The sequence below is a fragment of the Amylibacter sp. IMCC11727 genome (assembly GCF_029854195.1).
In the GTDB taxonomy this organism is placed as follows: Bacteria; Pseudomonadota; Alphaproteobacteria; order Rhodobacterales; family Rhodobacteraceae; genus Amylibacter.
In genome coordinates this window covers 2182423-2198729 of record NZ_CP122960.1, presented here as the reverse complement: position 1 = coordinate 2198729, position 16307 = coordinate 2182423, and the positions used below count along the sequence as shown (strand labels likewise).

Below are 16307 nucleotides of genomic sequence, written 5' to 3'. Positions count from 1 at the left end.
GTGTGCCATGGGCAATTTGCCTTTCAAGACCAGCAACAGGAGAGACTGATGGGACTTTGGAATTTTGTTAAAAGTGCGGGGAAATCCCTGTTAGGCGGCGCAGCAGAGGCAGCACCAGCCAAAGACGCATTGATTAAAGAAATCGAAGAATTGGGTTTGGACGCCACGGGGTTGGACATTCAAGTGGACGGTGACAAGGTTTCCGTCGGCGGGTCCGCAGTAAGCCAAGAGATGAAAGAAAAGGTCATTCTGGCCGTGGGCAACGTTGAAGGCGTGGCCGCAGTAGATGACAGTGCAGGGGGCGACGATCCCGTGTTCCACACGGTTGAAAAGGGCGACACATTGTGGGCCATTTCATCCAAAACACTGGGCAACGGCAGCCGCTATAACGAAATTTTCGAAGCGAACAAGCCAATGCTGACGCACCCAGACAAGATCTATCCAGGTCAGGTTCTGCGCATCCCAGCGAAGTAAGAATTTTGTGGCTGTGCGCAGCCCTAAAATGAGAAAGCCCTGCCAGTTGGCGGGGCTTTTGTGTTTGGGGCCGAGAAATAATCCACTTTGACATTGGGTTTCCCTGCGTCACACTTGCCCTTCGCGTAAATTCCGCCCATGCTGCGAGCCGAAAATAAAGGTGCGCAAAGCATCATTCTGGGAGGAATAGTTAATGGCCATCAGTGATCTGGCGTCTGTCGTCGCGATTGAAAAGGAAATGCCGGTAGAGGACCGTTGGACGGCCAAAACCGTGTACCAACAGTTGGAAGAAACCGCATCGAAGTTCGGGCATAAGCCTGCGGTGAGTTTTCAGTTGTTGGGCGGGCCGACGGACCCGAATATCACGCTGACGTGGAATGAAACCAAGGATAAGATCACGCAAGCAGCGAACCTGTTCCGCTCGCTTGGGGTGGGGCCAAAGGATGTGGTGGCTTATTTGCTGCCAACAACCCATGAAACCGCGATCACTATGATGGGCGGGATGACGGCGGGTATTGTTGCGCCGATTAACCCAACTTTGCAGCCAGAACAGATTTCGGCGTTGCTGCGCGAAACTGGGGCAAAGGTTTTGGTCACCTTGAAAGCGTTTCCAAAAACCGAAGTGGCGCAACTTGCGGCCGAAGCGGTGGCAGGGGCGCCCAATGTGGAAACTGTGGTCGAGATTGATTTGCTGACGCATTTGACGGGTTTGAAAAAATTCATCGTTCCGCTGATCCGCCCAAAGGTCGAAACCAAACACAATGCCAAAGTGATCGAGTTTAACGCAGCGCTGGCGAGCCAGCCGAGCGACAAATTGACGTTTGAAGAAGACATGAGCGATCCGTACTGTGCATATTTCCATACGGGTGGCACAACGGGAATGCCAAAGATTGCCCAGCACAAACATTCGGGCATTTTGTTTAATGGGATGTTAGGGAATATTCTGTCACTGGACGAAGATTCCGTGGTGATCTGTCCCTTGCCCATGTTCCACGTGATGGCCGCCCATGTGTTTTGGGCATCCATTATGTTTGGGGGCGGGCATATCGTGTTCCCAACCCCTGCAGGGTATCGCGGTGATGGGGTGTTTGATAATTTCTGGAAGTTGGTCGAACGCTATCAAGCCACGTTTATGGTGACCGTTCCAACCGCAGCGGCGGCCTTGATGCAGCGCCCCGTGGATGCGGATATTTCATCGCTGAAAGGGGCCATGTGTGGCTCCTCCCCATTGCCGGTAGAATTGTTCAAGCGGTTCCAAGATGTGACGGGTGTGGAAATCCTTGAAGGCTATGGCATGACCGAGGCGACCTGTCTGGTGTCGGGCAACCCCTATGAAGGGGAAAAGGTCATCGGTTCTGTTGGGTATCGGTTCCCTTACACGGACATCAAGATTTTGGATTGTGCCGAGGATGGCAGCATCATCAAAGAGTGTGGCCCTGACGAAGTGGGCGAGATTTGTGTGCTGAATGCGGGCGTAAATGTGGGTGAGACCTATACCGATCCGAGCAAGAATGTTGGCCTCTATGCTGGGGGTACGCATTTGCGCACGGGTGATTTGGGCCGCATTGATGAGCGGGGCTATTTGTGGATCACGGGCCGTGCGAAGGATTTGATCATTCGTGGCGGGCATAACATTGATCCTGCCATGATCGAAGAAGCCTTGGCAGGACATCCAGATGTTGCCTTTGCGGGGGCCATTGGCCAGCCAGATGCCCATTCAGGCGAAGTGCCCTGTGCATTTGTGGAACTGGTCGAAGGGGCCAGTGCGACGGTGGACGAGTTGATGGCCTATGCCGGTGAGCATGTGCATGAAAAAGCCGCGCGTCCAAAGCATTTGGAAATTATGGACGAACTGCCCAAGACCGCCGTTGGCAAAATCTTTAAGCCAGATTTGCGGCGCTCTGCTATTACGCGGATTTACAATGGGGCCTTGGCCGAAGCGGGCGTTGCTGCATCTGTTGTGAAAGTGATTGAGGACAAGAAACGCGGGTTGGTTGCGCAGTTGGAGAAATCTGATGCAAGCGTGAGCGATGAGGCCGTGAACGGTGTGCTTGGTGCGTTCATCAACCCATGGGAATGGGCGTAAGCGCTGGACTGGGGACGTTGTCCCCAGACCCCTAGGATATTTCTAGACAGAAGAAGAGGGGCGGCGGCGGCTGCCCCTTTTTTATGGGCGCGGACACGTGTTAGGCATGTGTCACTCATTTTTTTAGGAACGGGGAATACATAGGATGCGGATTTTCAAAATTGTATGTGTGGGGCTGATGTGCGCCTTTTTTAGTGGTGCCATCGCGCAAGCGTCTGAAACGCGTTGGACGGTGAAAAAGACAATCAAAAAGGGTGAGACGGTTAAGATTCAAAACATGATTCTCTATAGTAAGAGCACATGCGAATGGCACAAAAAGCCGCCAGTTCCGAAGGTTTTTGGGAAAGTTAAGTTGGGTGAGCTTTCTTACCGTACAGGCGTTTCGTCACCAGATGCGTGCCCAAATGAGAAAATAAATGCAAATATTGCTGACTACAGGGCGGGTCAGGTTGCTGGAAAAGATCGGTTTTCCATCCACTGGAAGGCGACGGAGGGCAACCACACTTTCAAAGTAAGGTACGTGATTACCGTAAAATAGGGTTAGTTGCCTGCGAACTTTGCCTGCATTTCATCGCGCGCATCATCAGTGATTTTGGCGAAGGTGATGTCGGGGACAGTGAAGGCGTGGCCTGCGGGGAGCAGGTTCAGGGCCTCGGATGCGGAGTTTGGCCATGCGAGCGGTGTGTTCATCGCGGCCGCCAGCGCGTCGGCGGCGTCGGGGATGAAGGGTTCGGACAGCGCCGCATAGAACGGGATGAGGTTGAGGGCAAAACGGATTTGCATTGCGGCTGTGGCTTCGTCTGTTTTGAAGACGGACCATGGGGCCTGTTCTTGCAGATATTCATTGCCCAGGGTCCAGATGGCACGTAGCTCGGACGCGGCTTTGCGCACTTCCATGGCTTCCATGAAGCCTTCATAGGCGGTGAGGCGGGTTTGTAATGCGTCGATGACTGCTTGTTCGGCTGGACCGTAATCGGGGCCGTCTGGCACGGCTTCGGAAAATTTCGAGCGGCAGAATTTCGTGACGCGGGAGACGAAGTTGCCAAGCACGTTGGCGAGGTCGGAGTTCACAGAGGCTTGGAAGTCGTCCCATGTGAATTCAGAATCCGAGCTTTCGGGCGCATGAGACAGCAGCCACCAGCGCCAGTAGTCGGATGGCAGGATGTCGAGCGCTTGATCCATGAAGACGCCGCGGCCTTTGGACGTGGAGAATTGCCCACCATCGTAGTTGAGGTAGTTGAAGGATTTGATGTAATCGACAAGCTTCCACGGCTCGCCCGAGCCCATGATGGTGGCGGGGAAGGAGAGCGTGTGGAAGGGCACGTTGTCTTTGCCCATGAACTGCACATAGGTCACATCGTCCGCGCCTTTGTCGGTGCGCCACCAGCGTTCCCAATCCGCGTCGGTTTTGCCGTTGGCATCGGCCCATTCTGCTGTGCCCGCGATGTATTCGATAGGCGCGTCGAACCAGACGTAGAAGACTTTGCCTTCCATGCCAGGCCAGTCTTCGGTGCCGCGTTTGACGGGGATGCCCCAATCAAGATCGCGGGTGATGCCACGGTCGCGCAGGCCTTCGCCATCGTGGAGCCATTTTTTGGCGATGGAGGTGGTCAGGACGGGCCAATCGGTTTTGCTGCTGATCCAATCGTCGAGTTTGTCTTTGAGGTTGGATTGGCGCAGGTAGAGGTGTTTTGTGTCGCGCACTTCGAGGTCTGTGGAGCCTGAAATGGCGGAGCGCGGGTTGATCAGGTCCGTTGGGTCGAGCTGTTTTGTGCAGTTTTCACACTGATCGCCGCGGGCGTCTTCGGAGCCGCAGTTGGGGCAGGTGCCTTCGATATAGCGGTCGGGCAGGAAGCGGCCATCGGCGTTGGAGTAGACTTGGGTTTCGGACACTTCTTCGATGAGGCCTGCATCAGCGAGTTTGCCTGCAAAATGTTGGGTGAGTTTGTGATTGCGTTCCGAGGAGGACCGACCGTAGTGATCGAATGACAGGCGGAAGCCATCGGCCAGTTTGGATTGCACGGCGTGCATGTCTTTGCAGTATTCCGCCACGGGTTTGCCGGCCTTTGCGGCGGCGAGTTCGGCGGGTGTGCCATGTTCGTCTGTGGCGCAGATGAACATCACTTCGTTGCCGCGTGCGCGGTTGTAGCGCGCGTAAAGATCGGCGGGCAGTTGGCTGCCCACAAGATTACCGAGGTGTTTGATCCCGTTGATGTAGGGAATGGCGGAGGTGATGAGGATACGGGCCATGATACGTGTCTTTGCTGAATGCGTGTTCTGTTGATGTAACGGATGTTGAGAAAAGGCAAAAGAGGCAAACGTGGCTTGGGCCGCTTTGATGCGGATTTCTTGTGTTGTTTTGGGTTTTCGCGTTAGGGTGGTGACATGTTTTATTTTTGAAATTTGGAGACCAGTGATGAGATTATCAATCGAGAATTGCGCGGATTTGGCGCTGAAGAGTTACGCAGCTGCAAAAGCGTTAAAGCGGGGGCGCCCCGCACAGGGCGTGGTGGCGCATATGGATCGGCGTGGGGCGCAGGCCATGATGCTGGATCATAAGGTGCTGTTGATTCCTGGCTCCAATGAGCTGGTGGATTGGATGCGCAATGTGAACGTCTATAATATTTTGGGCAAACGGTACAAAGCCAAAGCTTCGGCCAAGTCAAAAACAGGGGCGGTTTTGCATTCTGGGTTTAACAGCCACGCCAATCTGATTGGGAAGTTTGCCAAGGAACATGACGCGCAATTTGTGATCGGTCATTCGCTGGGCGCGGCGACGGCGCAGATTTTGGGATCGTGGCTGGGGGTTCCTGCGGTTGGGTTTGCGTCACCGCGCGTAAAATTAGGGGCGCGGCGGGTGAAGAATGAAAGTAAGATTTTGAATATCTGCCGGTTGGACGATCTGGTGACCCATGTGCCGCCGAGCGAAATCGGCTTTCGACGGTTGGGCAAAACGGTGCAGTTGATTGCGCCAGAAACCAACCCCGGGCTGGATCATTCAATGCCAAATTACATTGCAGCGCTGGATTTTGACACGTTGGGGGATGCGTTGCCCCGCACGTGGGGGTGAATTGAATGCCGTTGGGGTTTCACCCCAAACCCCGAGGATATTTTTGCTCAAAAGAATGATGTGGGCTTGTTCGCTTGCGTAGTGCTGCGTAGAGGAGGGACATAATTTGAGGAGAAGACCATGATCGAACGGATCGACACGAGCGCGCGCGCATCAAAAATTGTGAAGCACAATGGGGTGGCGTATTTGTCTGGCCAAGTTGCCGAGGGCGACACCATTCAGGAACAAACACGGGTGTGTTTGGAAAAAATTGATGCGCTGTTGGAGCAGGCGGGATCATCGCGCGAGCAGATGCTGCGCGCCACGATTTGGCTGGCGGATATGTCTGATTTCGCAGGGCTGAACGAGGTTTGGAATGACTGGGTTCCAGAGGGGTTTGCCCCAGCGCGGGCGTGCGGTGAGGCGAAATTGGCGCGCGAGATTTTGAAGGTCGAGATTATTGTGGATGCGGCGTATGAGTGATTGACGCGTTGTCTGGATAGTGAAAAGGCCGCACATTTGTGCGGCCTTTTTTGTGCATTGTGTCACATAGGCTCGATACCACAGCCAAGTTAACCTGCGTTATGACATACAAACATGTAAGTATAAGCGTGGGTTCTGTCTTTGCGTTGCTGGCGATGGTTCTGATTTTTGTACCTGAAGTCATTTATTGGCCTTTTCAAGTTGCGCAAAATGAGACCGCAGATTTTCTGGCAAAACGTGCAGGCGTTCTGTTTATCGGGTTTGCGACCCTTTTGATTGTTAGTCGAAATGCCAAAGCATCGCCTGCGCGGACAGCGATTTGCGTGGCGTTAAGCGTTTCGATGTTTGCGATGGCAGCTCTTGGGATATATGAATACGGCCGAGGATTTGCTGGGATTGGCATTTGGGTGGCAATCCTAACGGAAGTGGTGATTGTTAGCGCGTTTCTGTATGTGGATCGGTCGGAACGACCTTAAACCCCGTGCGCCCCATCAGCCAGTGACTTCACGAACGCCAGCACATCGGCCACGGGTTCGCCTGCGCCCATTTTTTCCACGATTGCTGAACCCACAACTGCGCCATCGGCGACAGCGGCCATTTCGGCGGCTTGCTGTGGGGTTTTGATGCCAAAGCCGATGCAGACGGGCAGGTCGGTGGATTGTTTGATGCGGGCCACTTCGCGACCGACAGTTTCGGCGTTGGCGGAGCCAGCGCCTGTGATGCCTGCAATGGCCACATAGTAGATGAAGCCTGAGGTGTTTTGCAGCACTTTGGGGAGACGTTTTTCGTCTGTTGTCGGGGTGGCCAAGCGGATGGGGTGTAGGCCTGCGGCGATGGCTGGGATGGCGAATTCGCTGTCTTCTTCGGGGGGCAGGTCCACGATGATGAAACCGTCGATGCCAGCGGCTTTGGCATCCACGAGGAACTTATCGACGCCGTGGAAGTAGATCGGGTTGTAGTAGCCCATCAGCACGATCGGGGTGGTGTCGTCGGTCTTGCGAAACTCGGCGGCCATGGCGAGGGTTTTTTCAAGCGTCATGCCGTTTTCAAGGGCGCGTTGGCCAGCGACTTGAATTGTGGGGCCGTCGGCCATTGGGTCGGTGAACGGCACACCAAGTTCGATAATATCCACACCTGCATCTGGCAGGCCTTTCATCAATTCAAGGGTTGCTTCTGGAGAAGGGTCGCCCGCCATGATGTAGGAAACAAATGCGGATTTGCCCGCGGCTTTCAACTCGGCGAATTTTGCGTCGATGCGTGACATGATGAACCCTCATTCTGGTGTTGGGTTCCAATTGCGCGAAAGGGGCGGGGAAATCAAGTGGTGTGGTGGTTTTTCTTGACCTTCGCCCCATGGGTGGTAGGGGATGCGTCGAGTTTTAGACAAATCTGATGAGGGTGCCGCAATGGGCTTTAAGACTGGAATCGTGGGGATGCCGAATGTGGGGAAATCCACACTCTTTAACGCGCTGACCAAAACCGCTGCGGCGCAGGCGGCGAACTTTCCGTTTTGTACGATTGAGCCGAATGTGGGGGAAGTGTCTGTTCCTGATGCGCGGCTTGATACCTTGGCCGAAATCGCCAGTTCCAAACAGATTATTCCTGCACGGATGACGTTTGTGGATATCGCGGGTTTGGTGAAAGGCGCGTCCAAGGGCGAGGGGCTGGGCAACCAGTTTTTGGCCAATATCCGTGAATGTGATGCCATTGCCCATGTGTTGCGGTGTTTTGAAGACGACGACATCACCCATGTGGATGGCCGCGTGAACCCTGTTGAAGATGCGCAGACCATTGAGACCGAGCTGATGTTGGCGGATTTGGAGAGCATTGAAAAGCGTCTGGCGGGTTTGGTGCGCAAGATCAAAGGCGGCGACAAAGACGCGGTTTTGGCCAATGAGTTGTTATTGCGGGCCAAAGACGTATTGGAAGGTGGCAAGCCTGCGCGGTTTGTTGAAGTGGCAGAAGACGAGCAGAAGGCGTGGGACATGCTGCAACTGCTGACAACAAAGCCTGTTTTGTACGTGTGCAACGTTGAGGAAGAGAATGCAGCCAATGGCAATGCGCATTCTGATGCTGTGGTGGCCATGGCAGTCGAAGAAGGGGCCGCTGCCGTGGTCATTTCAGCAGCGATTGAAGAGCAGATCAGCCAGTTGGATGACGAAGACGCCGAGATGTTTTTGGAAGAGATGGGATTGGAAGAGGCAGGTTTGAGCCGCTTGATCAAGGCGGGTTATGCGCTGTTGGCGTTGCAAACCTATTTCACAGTTGGGCCCAAAGAGGCGCGGGCCTGGACCATTCCAGCGGGCACTTCTGCCCCCAAAGCGGCGGGTGTGATCCATGGCGATTTTGAGCGTGGGTTCATTCGGGCCGAAACCATTGCCTATGATGATTTTGTTGAAAACGGTGGTGAGCAAGGGGCCAAAGAAAAGGGCAAGATGCGCGCCGAAGGTAAAGGGTACACGGTGCAAGACGGGGATGTTCTGCACTTTTTGTTCAACACCTAACGCCCTTACGACATCGGGGTTTCCCCAACAATTCTGGCCGCTTTTGCGGCCTTTTTTGTGGGAGTCTGCGCCGATATTTTGTGGTTAATTATCGTTAACATCTGCTTTTTGATGGTTAAAATTCGGTAAATCGAAAATTTCCGAAAAGTTAATTTGCGCGACATTGAATGAAGTTTGCTTCAGATGTGGCGGCATTTTTGTTGAAAACAAACGATAAATCGCGATCGCGCCAGAAAAAACGAATTTTTTACGCCGCTTAGCAAAAGGTGAATTTTTATCTTTAAAGCCTCGTTCACGATTGGGGGCCAAACCTGACGTCAGTGAATGCGCATGGGATCATCTCGAAGATGGAACTCGGACCCCGTGCAAACAAAAATCGGAGCGAATATCATGTTGTCTTTTGACGTAAGAGGCACGGTCCTTGACGGGCCGAGCACAGAACTTCTCGGCCTATCGCATGTTGAGTTTATCTATGTTGCAGGAGCATGGTCAGTGGTTGCGGCCAGCGAAGCTGAGGGCGCGCTGACAACATTTGAATTTAGCAATAATCTGCTGGGCAGTGTGCAGGACGAGCAGGGATATACCAGCACATCAGGGACACGCACGGTTTGGGATTTGACCACATTGGATATGAATGGAGTGACGTATGTGCTGCCCGCCACACGGTACGAAGACCAGACGAATTTCTATTCCATCGGCAACGGCGGCACGTTGGGTGCGGGGATCAACCCAAATGGTTTGGGGGAATTGTCCCTGAATACGGCCCTGTCTGTGGGGGGGAACACGTTTGTGTACACTGTTGGTGCAAATGGGGCGGGGATCAATGTTTATGGCGTGGATGCGAGCCTGAATTTCACCATGGTGGATCAGGTGGCAGATACGGGCCAAACCTATTTGGGTGATGTGAGCGCCTTTGCCAGTGCCACAGTGGGTGGGGTGGAGTATTTGTTTGTGGCATCTGCCTATGACGCGGGGATCAGCAGCTATGCGGTGGCGTCAGATGGGACGTTGACGCTGACCGATACGGTTGCACCAAATGAGTTTTCTGGGTTCTGGCAGGTGCAGGATTTGATTGCGATGGAGGTTGGTGGGCAGACCTTTGTTGTGATGGCGTCTGCGGGCACGTCGAGTTTGACAGTGTATTCTGTGGCGGCCAATGGAGATTTGGTGGAAACGGATCATCTGATCGACAGCCATGATACGCGGTTTCAAAATGCGTCTGTGCTGGAGACATTTGAATACGATGGGCGGTCTTTTGTGATTGCGGCGGGCAGTGATGACGGCATCACGGTGCTGGAATTAATGGGGTCTGGCACGTTGTGGGAACACGCGTCACTGGCGGATACCTATGACATCACGCTGGCGAATGTGACGTCGATATCTGCTGAGGTGATTAATGGCACGGTGGAAATTCTGATTAGCAGTGCAACGGATCATGGGTTTACCCATGTCACACTGGATACATCGCAACTGGACAGTGCGATTACAGGCACGGATCAAGATGATTTTTTGCAAGGGTCATCCTCGGCAGATGTAATTTATGGACTGGATGGGGACGATCATTTGGTGGGGCGCGGTGGCGCGGACATCATCGTTGATGGGGCAGGGCGTGATTATCTGACAGGTGATGGGGGGCGTGATGTGTTCATGTTTGTTGAAGACGGTGAACCAGATGTGATCGTGGATTACGGTGTTGGATTTGATCAGATTGATCTGTCGCAGTTTGCAAATGTGAATGGCATGAATGATTTGGCGATCAGTGATTGGTGTGGCGGCGTTATCATTATCGCCAACCAAGATATCTTGATCATCCAAAACCAAGACAACAGAACCTATGAGGCGAGCGAATTCGGTATTTCTGATTTCTTGTTCTAAGGCACATCCAAGGAACAACGGAGTGCGCATGCACGCGGGTCCATCCGCGCGCACGAAACGCCGAGCCACGCGATCGCTCCCGTGGTTCGGCGTTCTTTTGTTGGGGCGTGTCGAATGTGCTGGAACCTGCCAAGTTACGGGATAAGGTATGGGCAACAACACATAAAGGAGACGCGATATGCGCTATTTGCACACGATGGTACGGGTTACGAATTTGGAAGAGTCCCTGGAGTTTTGGTGCGAAAAAATGGGCCTGATCGAGACCCGTCGTATTGATGTGCCAGAAGGCAAATTCACGTTGATTTTTCTGGCTGGGGACAAGGATCTGGATGCGGCAAAGGCCAATAACGCGCCAGAACTGGAGTTGACCTATAACTGGGAGAGCGACGAGACCTATCAGACGGGTCGCAGCTGGGGGCATTTGGCCTATAAGGTGGATAACATTTATGAAACATGTCAGGCGCTGATGGACAAAGGCGTTGTGATCAACCGCCCACCACGGGATGGACGCATGGCATTTGTGAAATCCCCTGACAATATTTCCATTGAATTGCTGCAGGAAGGCGAAAGCCTGGCTCCGGCGGAGCCTTGGGCCAGCATGGAAAACACGGGCGATTGGTGAAGACATGAGTAAAGACGCCCACACAACACATGCCGCCGAGGAAGATGCACGCAATCAAGACATCAAAATCTGGGTGAACGGCGATATCGTTCACCGCGATGAAGCCAAAGTCTCGGTCTATGACAGTGGCTTTATGCTGGGGGATGGGATGTGGGAAGGCATGCGCCTGTATGATGGGGTGTGGGCGTATTTCGATGAACATATGGATCGGCTGTTTGAAAGCTGTAAGGCGGTTTCACTGGATATCGGGATGGATCGTGACGGTGTTGCTGATGCTTTGCGCCAAGTGCAGGCGGCCAATGATATGCACACAGACGTGCATTGTCGGTTGATGATTACGCGGGGCGTGAAGGTGAAGCCGTTTCAGCATCCTTCGCTGTCCCAAACGGGGCCGACCACTGTGATTATTATGGAGCATTCCAAACCCGTCAGCAGCTTGCAAGGGCGCGGCATTCGTTTGGCGACAGTGCCCCAAGTGCGCGGCCTGCCAATGGCGCAGGATGCAAAGTATAATTCCCATTCCAAGCTGAACTGTGTGATTGCCTGTCTTCAGGCAGAGCAGGCAGGGGCGGATGAAGGCTTGATGCTGGACCCCAATGGGTTTGTGAACACCACAAACGCCTGCAACTTTTTCATTGTGCGTAAGGGGCAGGTTTGGACCAGCACAGGGGATTACTGCATGAATGGGGTCACGCGGCAAAAGGTGATTGATCTCTGCCGTGCCGACGGCATCCCCGTGTTTGAAAAGAACTATTCCTTGGTGGAGGCCTATGGCGCGGATGAGGCGTTTCTAACGGGCACGTTCGGGGCGCAGACACCTGTTGCAGAAATTGATGGAAAGGCGATTGGGGACGGAGATCGGCCAGTCACGGCGTGGATACAGGCGCTGTATAAACAGGCGATTGCGGATCATGTGGCGGAGCGGACGCGTTAGACGCGGCCAAACCACTTAATCAACAGTTCATCATAGGTGCCGTTTTCGCGCAGGCGTAGCAGGCTTTGGTTGATGTCTTCGCGGATCGGGCTGTTTGTGGGCAGGGCGATGCCGTAGTTTTCGGGTTTGAACACTTTGTCCATGATGCGGGCTTTGCCGCGGCCTTTGTTGTTTACGTAATAGGCGAGGATCGGACCGTCAAAGACGACAGCTTGCAGGGTGTTTGCTTCGAACGCGCGGATCATGCTGTCAAGATCGGGATAGATCACATAGGCCAAGCCACGTTCGTTGAGAAATGTGGCGGAGGTGCTGCCGTCGATGGTGCCTACGGTGCGGCCCTCTAGGTCGTTGATGGATTGCACGTTGGATTGGATGGCTTCGACTGTGATGGCCGCGGTGATACGGGCCACAAAAATCGACACGATGAACAGGCTGGAGATGACCATAACCACGCCAAGGCCACGCCCCAAAGGGGAGCGGGGCATGCGTTCTTCGAAACCGCCGTTCACGACGAGGTTCAAGGCCCACCAGAACGATGGGAACAGGGCTTGTGTAAAGGGGCGGTCGAAATAGTCTTGGCGGTGGCGTTCAAATGCCCACATGATCATGCCGCAGCCAAACAAAATACCGAAAGCTAGCACCAGTGCGAGGGCGATTTCGCGCGTGAGGATGGTTGTGAACAGGGCGCTGGCGGAGCCCTCGGACGGGAGCATCACCTGAATACCGCTGGCAAAGATCGGGAGTGTGAAATCCATTGTGGTTTCACGGGCCGCCGTGATGGAAATATTGGCAATGGCCCCATCCACATCCGCGTTTTGGACCGCGCCGAGCATGTCGCCAAAGCTGTCTTTGCGATCAAGAGCGATGGATTTTTTGAGGTCCGCGCTGATGGCATTGATCAGATCGACCGAGAAGCCCACATCTTGGCCGTCTTGGGTCATTGAAAAGGGTTCGCGCGATACGGTGGAAAAGGTCAAGTCTTGGGCACTTGTGATCGGTGCAAAGGTGAAGATCAAACAGCAGATCAGAATGAGTCGGTACATTGCGTGGTTTCCCCGAGGACGGTGGGGTTTTGGCCCATTGGCAGAGGCTTTGCAAGAAGAAGCTGATGGTGGGGGCGGCTTTGGATTTGGCTCTCGGTGTTTTTAACAAAACACCTGTCGCCTGATTTTTTCTTCGAAAAAAATCTTGGCGCACCCGAGAGGATTCGAACCTCTGGCCTCTGCCTTCGGAGGGCAGCGCTCTATCCAGCTGAGCTACGGGTGCGTTGCGTGGCGGTATAGGGGAAGTGTTTGCTGGGTTCAATTGGGATTTTCGCGGGAAGGCGAAAATTGGGGCGCGTGCGTCTGGTTTTGGGGGGAGGTGACTGGGAGCGGTGTAGGATTTGGATATTTAGGCCAAGAAAAAGGGTTCTAGGTTTCGCGGGTTTTGCGTTTGTCTGCGACCTCTTGCGCCAATTCGAGTGTATGGGCGGCGAGGTTGGCGAGGGCGGCTTCGGTAGCGGGAGCGTCTTGGGTTTCAAGCGCATCGGCGATTTTTGTATGCAGATCGACGATTTTTTCCCGTTTGCGCGCCGTGAAGGTGATCATGTTCATGAGGGGTTCGATGGCTTCTACTGCGCCTGCGAGTTGGTAGGACATGACCGGGTTTTGCGCACTGTCCACCAGTGCGCGGTGAAAGGCCACGTCAGAGGCGCAGAAGCTTTCATCTGTGAGGCCCGGTTGGGCTTGGCGGTGGATTTCGGCGCGCATGGCGGCAAGGTGATCGGGGGTGCGGCGCTGGGCGGCCAATGGAATGCAGGCGCGTTCCAATGCGAAGCGGGCCTCGCAAGCGGTTTCAAAGCTGACGGCGTTCATAGAGAGAAGTAGGGTAGAGGTGGTGATTTGTTGGCCGTAGGCGTCTTCAAAGCTGAGCTTGTTGACAAAAGCACCCCCAGTGGCGCCGCGTTGCGTGCGGATCAGATTTTGCGCGGCGAGGCGTTTTAGGGCCTCGCGCACCGTGGGGCGCGACACATCGAATTGATCGCACAGCTCGGATTCCGACGGGAGCCGTTGATCAACAATCAATTGTCCGTTGATGATGCTGTCGCGAATGGCGCTGGCGATTTGGGTGGAGAGTTCCTGATCCTGGTTGAGTTGATATTTCATTTGAGCCGCGCCTTGTGTCGTAATTAAATGTAAGACATTTGATGATTTTAATTGTCTGACATTTGGATTTGGCCTAGGTGTAGCATAAGAATCGTGTTTCTGAAAGGCTTCTGCTTGTGTCTGCATTAACCCATCATTCCGTGCGCACTGTGCTGTGGTTGGCGTTTTTCGTCGCCATCATTGTGTCGTGGTGGATGATGTATGCCATGGCGACCCAGATGGGGTTGAATTGGTACGGAGCGCGCGTTGGCATGATGGACATGGCGGGGATGCCGCCTATGGACAGCCTGCAAATGCTGGTGCCTATGTGGGCGATCATGATGATCGCGATGATGGGGCCGACCTTTGTACACACGATGACCACCTATGAGGCGCTGATGCGGTCCGCCAATGGCACGTGGGGCGGATTGATTGGTGTGGTTGCGGGCTATTTCATCGTTTGGGTGGTGTTTGGCGTCGTAATCGCGCTGATCCAAGCGGGGCTGATGCGGCTCGGTTGGCTCGATATGTTTGGGCAATCCACGGGGTTGTGGACCACGGCGGCGTTGCTGGTTGTTGTGGGCTGGTTCCAGTTCACGTGGATTAAGGAAGTGTGCCACGGGGTATGTCATGCGCCCATGCAGTATTTCCTTGGCAATTGGCGTACGGGTACGCTTGGCGGCCTGCGCATGGGGCTCGGCCTCGGTGCGTTTTGTGTTGTGTGTTGCTGGGGGTATATGGCGCTGGGTTTCGTGGGCGGGTCCATGAACCTGTTGTGGATGGGGCTGGCGACTGTTCTAATGGTGTTTGAGAAGCTGCCGCAGGTTGCGCATTATGTGATGCGCCCCGTGGGGGTATTATTGATTGTGGCGGGGCTGGGCGTTGCTGGCCGTGCTGCTGGGATTTACTAAGGGAGGCCCTACAAATGGCTGAGAAGAAGACACGCGCTGCGGCGGATCGTATTGAGGTTATGAACAAGCTCGATCAGCGCATGGTGCCGACGCGCAGACGGCGGGAGCCGACGAATTGGGAGTTGAAAGGCGAATTGTTCTTGAACTGCTCTTGTGAAGTGTTTTGTCCGTGTGTTGTGTCCCTTGGGAAGCATCAGCCGACGGAAGGGTATTGCCACGCTTGGATGGCTATTCGCATTGATGAGGGCCACTTTGAAGGGGAAGACATCGGTGGGCTGAATGTGGGCTTGCTTGCGGATATCCCTGGAAAGATGGCAGAGGGCGACTGGAAGGTTGCCGCTTATGTGGATGAGCGGGCCACGCAAAAGGCCTATGACGGGTTGCTGAAGATTTTCTCTGGTGCGGCAGGGGGGACAACGGGGTTGTTCACGATGCTGGTGTCCACGATCATTCATGCAGAACGCACGAAGGTTGAGATCGAAACCGATGGGCGCAAGCGGCGCATTAACATCGGCAAAAAGATCAACGGCGAGATTGAGACCATTGGCGGTGCAAACCCTGATGAGGCGGTTGTGATCAAGAATTCCAAATACTGGATGGGGCCTGACATTATTGCTGCGGTGGGTACACGGTCGCGCGTGCGCGATCACGGTCGTAATTGGGATTTCGGTGGCAAGAGCGCCGAGATTTGCCCGATTGAATGGTCTGGCCCGTAAACCCGATCTGGGGGGACGCCTATGTCTTTGACACCTGACTGGATGCGCATGATGGCGCAGTATAACGCTTGGCAAAACGGGTGGATGATCCCTGCTTCCAGTGGTTTGTCTGCGGAGGCGCGCGCGTTGGAACGCGGGGCGTTCTTTGGCTCTATTCACGCAACGTTAAGCCATGTTCTGTGGGCGGACAGCCTGTGGATGGGGCGTTTTGACGGCGGGGATGCACCAGAGGCTCCGATTGCCGCTGGTACACAGAACTTTCCAGACTGGGACGCGTTTGTAACGCAGCGTGCGGCTATGGATCAGCGAATTTCGCGATGGGCCGACGGGTTGCGCGATGCGGACCTGCAAGGGGATATCTCTTTTTGGTCAGGAACCAAACAGGCGGAACTGGCAGTGGCAAAGCCAAAGCTGTTCACGCATTTCTTTAACCATCAGACCCATCACAGGGGTCAAGTCCACGCAATGTTGACGGCGGCTGGTGTGACCACGCCCGATACTGATCTACTATTTATGGAGTAACAGGG

General features: G+C 54.3%; 17 protein-coding genes and 1 tRNA gene. 13 read left to right on the top strand and 5 right to left on the bottom strand.

What is annotated here, in order from left to right:
• Positions 1-48: 48 nt before the first annotated feature.
• From lysM to QBD29_RS11045, 3 genes are all read left to right on the top strand, one after another.
• Positions 49-474 carry a peptidoglycan-binding protein LysM gene (gene lysM, locus QBD29_RS11055; protein ID WP_280098151.1) on the top strand — a complete coding sequence of 142 codons (426 nt, stop codon included), beginning with the start codon at positions 49-51 and terminating at the stop codon, positions 472-474.
• A 193-nt stretch (positions 475-667) separates the two neighbouring features.
• Positions 668-2560, top strand: a complete 1893-nt coding sequence (locus QBD29_RS11050; RefSeq protein ID WP_280098150.1) for an acyl-CoA synthetase — start codon at positions 668-670, stop codon at positions 2558-2560.
• Positions 2561-2705: 145 nt separating this feature from the next.
• Entirely contained in the window at positions 2706-3098 is a 393-nt protein-coding gene (locus tag QBD29_RS11045) for a hypothetical protein (protein ID WP_280098149.1), read from the top strand.
• A gap of 2 nt (positions 3099-3100) precedes the next feature.
• On the opposite strand, the gene metG is transcribed toward QBD29_RS11045, so the two are convergent.
• Positions 3101-4810, bottom strand: a complete 1710-nt coding sequence (gene metG, locus QBD29_RS11040; RefSeq protein WP_280098148.1) for a methionine--tRNA ligase — start codon at positions 4808-4810, stop codon at positions 3101-3103.
• Between the two features lie 166 nt (positions 4811-4976).
• Between metG and QBD29_RS11035 the strand changes: the two genes are divergently transcribed.
• From QBD29_RS11035 to QBD29_RS11025, 3 genes are all read left to right on the top strand, one after another.
• Complete coding sequence (locus QBD29_RS11035; protein WP_280098147.1) at positions 4977-5630, top strand: hypothetical protein; 654 nt, start codon at positions 4977-4979, stop codon at positions 5628-5630.
• 120 nt (positions 5631-5750) lie between these two features.
• Positions 5751-6092: a RidA family protein gene (locus QBD29_RS11030; protein WP_280098146.1), complete on the top strand. Its 342-nt coding sequence runs from the start codon at positions 5751-5753 to the stop codon at positions 6090-6092.
• Between the two features lie 128 nt (positions 6093-6220).
• Positions 6221-6568, top strand: coding sequence for a hypothetical protein (locus QBD29_RS11025; RefSeq protein ID WP_280098145.1), 348 nt, complete (start codon positions 6221-6223; stop codon positions 6566-6568).
• Here QBD29_RS11025 and trpA read toward each other — a convergent pair.
• The gene (gene trpA / locus QBD29_RS11020) at positions 6565-7356 is read right to left on the bottom strand and encodes a tryptophan synthase subunit alpha (RefSeq protein ID WP_280098144.1); all 792 of its coding nucleotides are present in this window, start codon (positions 7354-7356) and stop codon (positions 6565-6567) included. The genes QBD29_RS11025 and trpA overlap by 4 nt on opposite strands.
• Before the next feature lie 142 nt (positions 7357-7498).
• Here trpA and ychF point away from each other — a divergent pair, with 142 nt between their 5' ends.
• The 4 genes from ychF (at position 7499) to QBD29_RS11000 (ending at position 12027) form a co-directional block, all read left to right on the top strand.
• Positions 7499-8596, top strand: a complete 1098-nt coding sequence (gene ychF, locus QBD29_RS11015) for a redox-regulated ATPase YchF (RefSeq protein ID WP_280100956.1) — start codon at positions 7499-7501, stop codon at positions 8594-8596.
• A 390-nt stretch (positions 8597-8986) separates the two neighbouring features.
• Entirely contained in the window at positions 8987-10471 is a 1485-nt protein-coding gene (locus tag QBD29_RS11010) for a hypothetical protein (RefSeq protein ID WP_280098143.1), read from the top strand.
• A 178-nt stretch (positions 10472-10649) separates the two neighbouring features.
• On the top strand, positions 10650-11093 hold the full coding sequence (locus tag QBD29_RS11005; protein WP_280098142.1) for a VOC family protein: 444 nt from the start codon (positions 10650-10652) through the stop codon (positions 11091-11093).
• Between the two features lie 4 nt (positions 11094-11097).
• Positions 11098-12027 (top strand): aminotransferase class IV, encoded by a 930-nt coding sequence (locus QBD29_RS11000; protein WP_280098141.1) that lies wholly within the window; start codon positions 11098-11100, stop codon positions 12025-12027.
• Here the strand turns inward: QBD29_RS11000 and QBD29_RS10995 are convergent.
• From QBD29_RS10995 to QBD29_RS10985, 3 genes are all read right to left on the bottom strand, one after another.
• Positions 12024-13070 carry a transporter substrate-binding domain-containing protein gene (locus QBD29_RS10995; protein WP_280098140.1) on the bottom strand — a complete coding sequence of 349 codons (1047 nt, stop codon included), beginning with the start codon at positions 13068-13070 and terminating at the stop codon, positions 12024-12026. The two genes, QBD29_RS11000 and QBD29_RS10995, sit on opposite strands and share 4 nt — an antisense overlap.
• A 146-nt stretch (positions 13071-13216) precedes the next feature.
• Positions 13217-13293: transfer RNA gene (locus QBD29_RS10990), tRNA-Arg, on the bottom strand.
• Between the two features lie 146 nt (positions 13294-13439).
• Positions 13440-14174, bottom strand: a complete 735-nt coding sequence (locus tag QBD29_RS10985) for an FCD domain-containing protein (protein ID WP_280098139.1) — start codon at positions 14172-14174, stop codon at positions 13440-13442.
• Between the two features lie 116 nt (positions 14175-14290).
• On the opposite strand from QBD29_RS10985, the gene QBD29_RS10980 reads away from it, so the two are divergent.
• From QBD29_RS10980 to QBD29_RS10970, 3 genes are read left to right on the top strand one after another with little or no spacing between them, the layout of a single operon-like run.
• Complete coding sequence (locus QBD29_RS10980) at positions 14291-15064, top strand: DUF2182 domain-containing protein (RefSeq protein ID WP_280098138.1); 774 nt, start codon at positions 14291-14293, stop codon at positions 15062-15064.
• 14 nt (positions 15065-15078) lie between these two features.
• Positions 15079-15780, top strand: coding sequence for a DUF1326 domain-containing protein (locus QBD29_RS10975; protein WP_280098137.1), 702 nt, complete (start codon positions 15079-15081; stop codon positions 15778-15780).
• A 21-nt stretch (positions 15781-15801) separates the two neighbouring features.
• Entirely contained in the window at positions 15802-16302 is a 501-nt protein-coding gene (locus tag QBD29_RS10970) for a DinB family protein (protein WP_280098136.1), read from the top strand.
• Positions 16303-16307 lie beyond the last annotated feature (5 nt).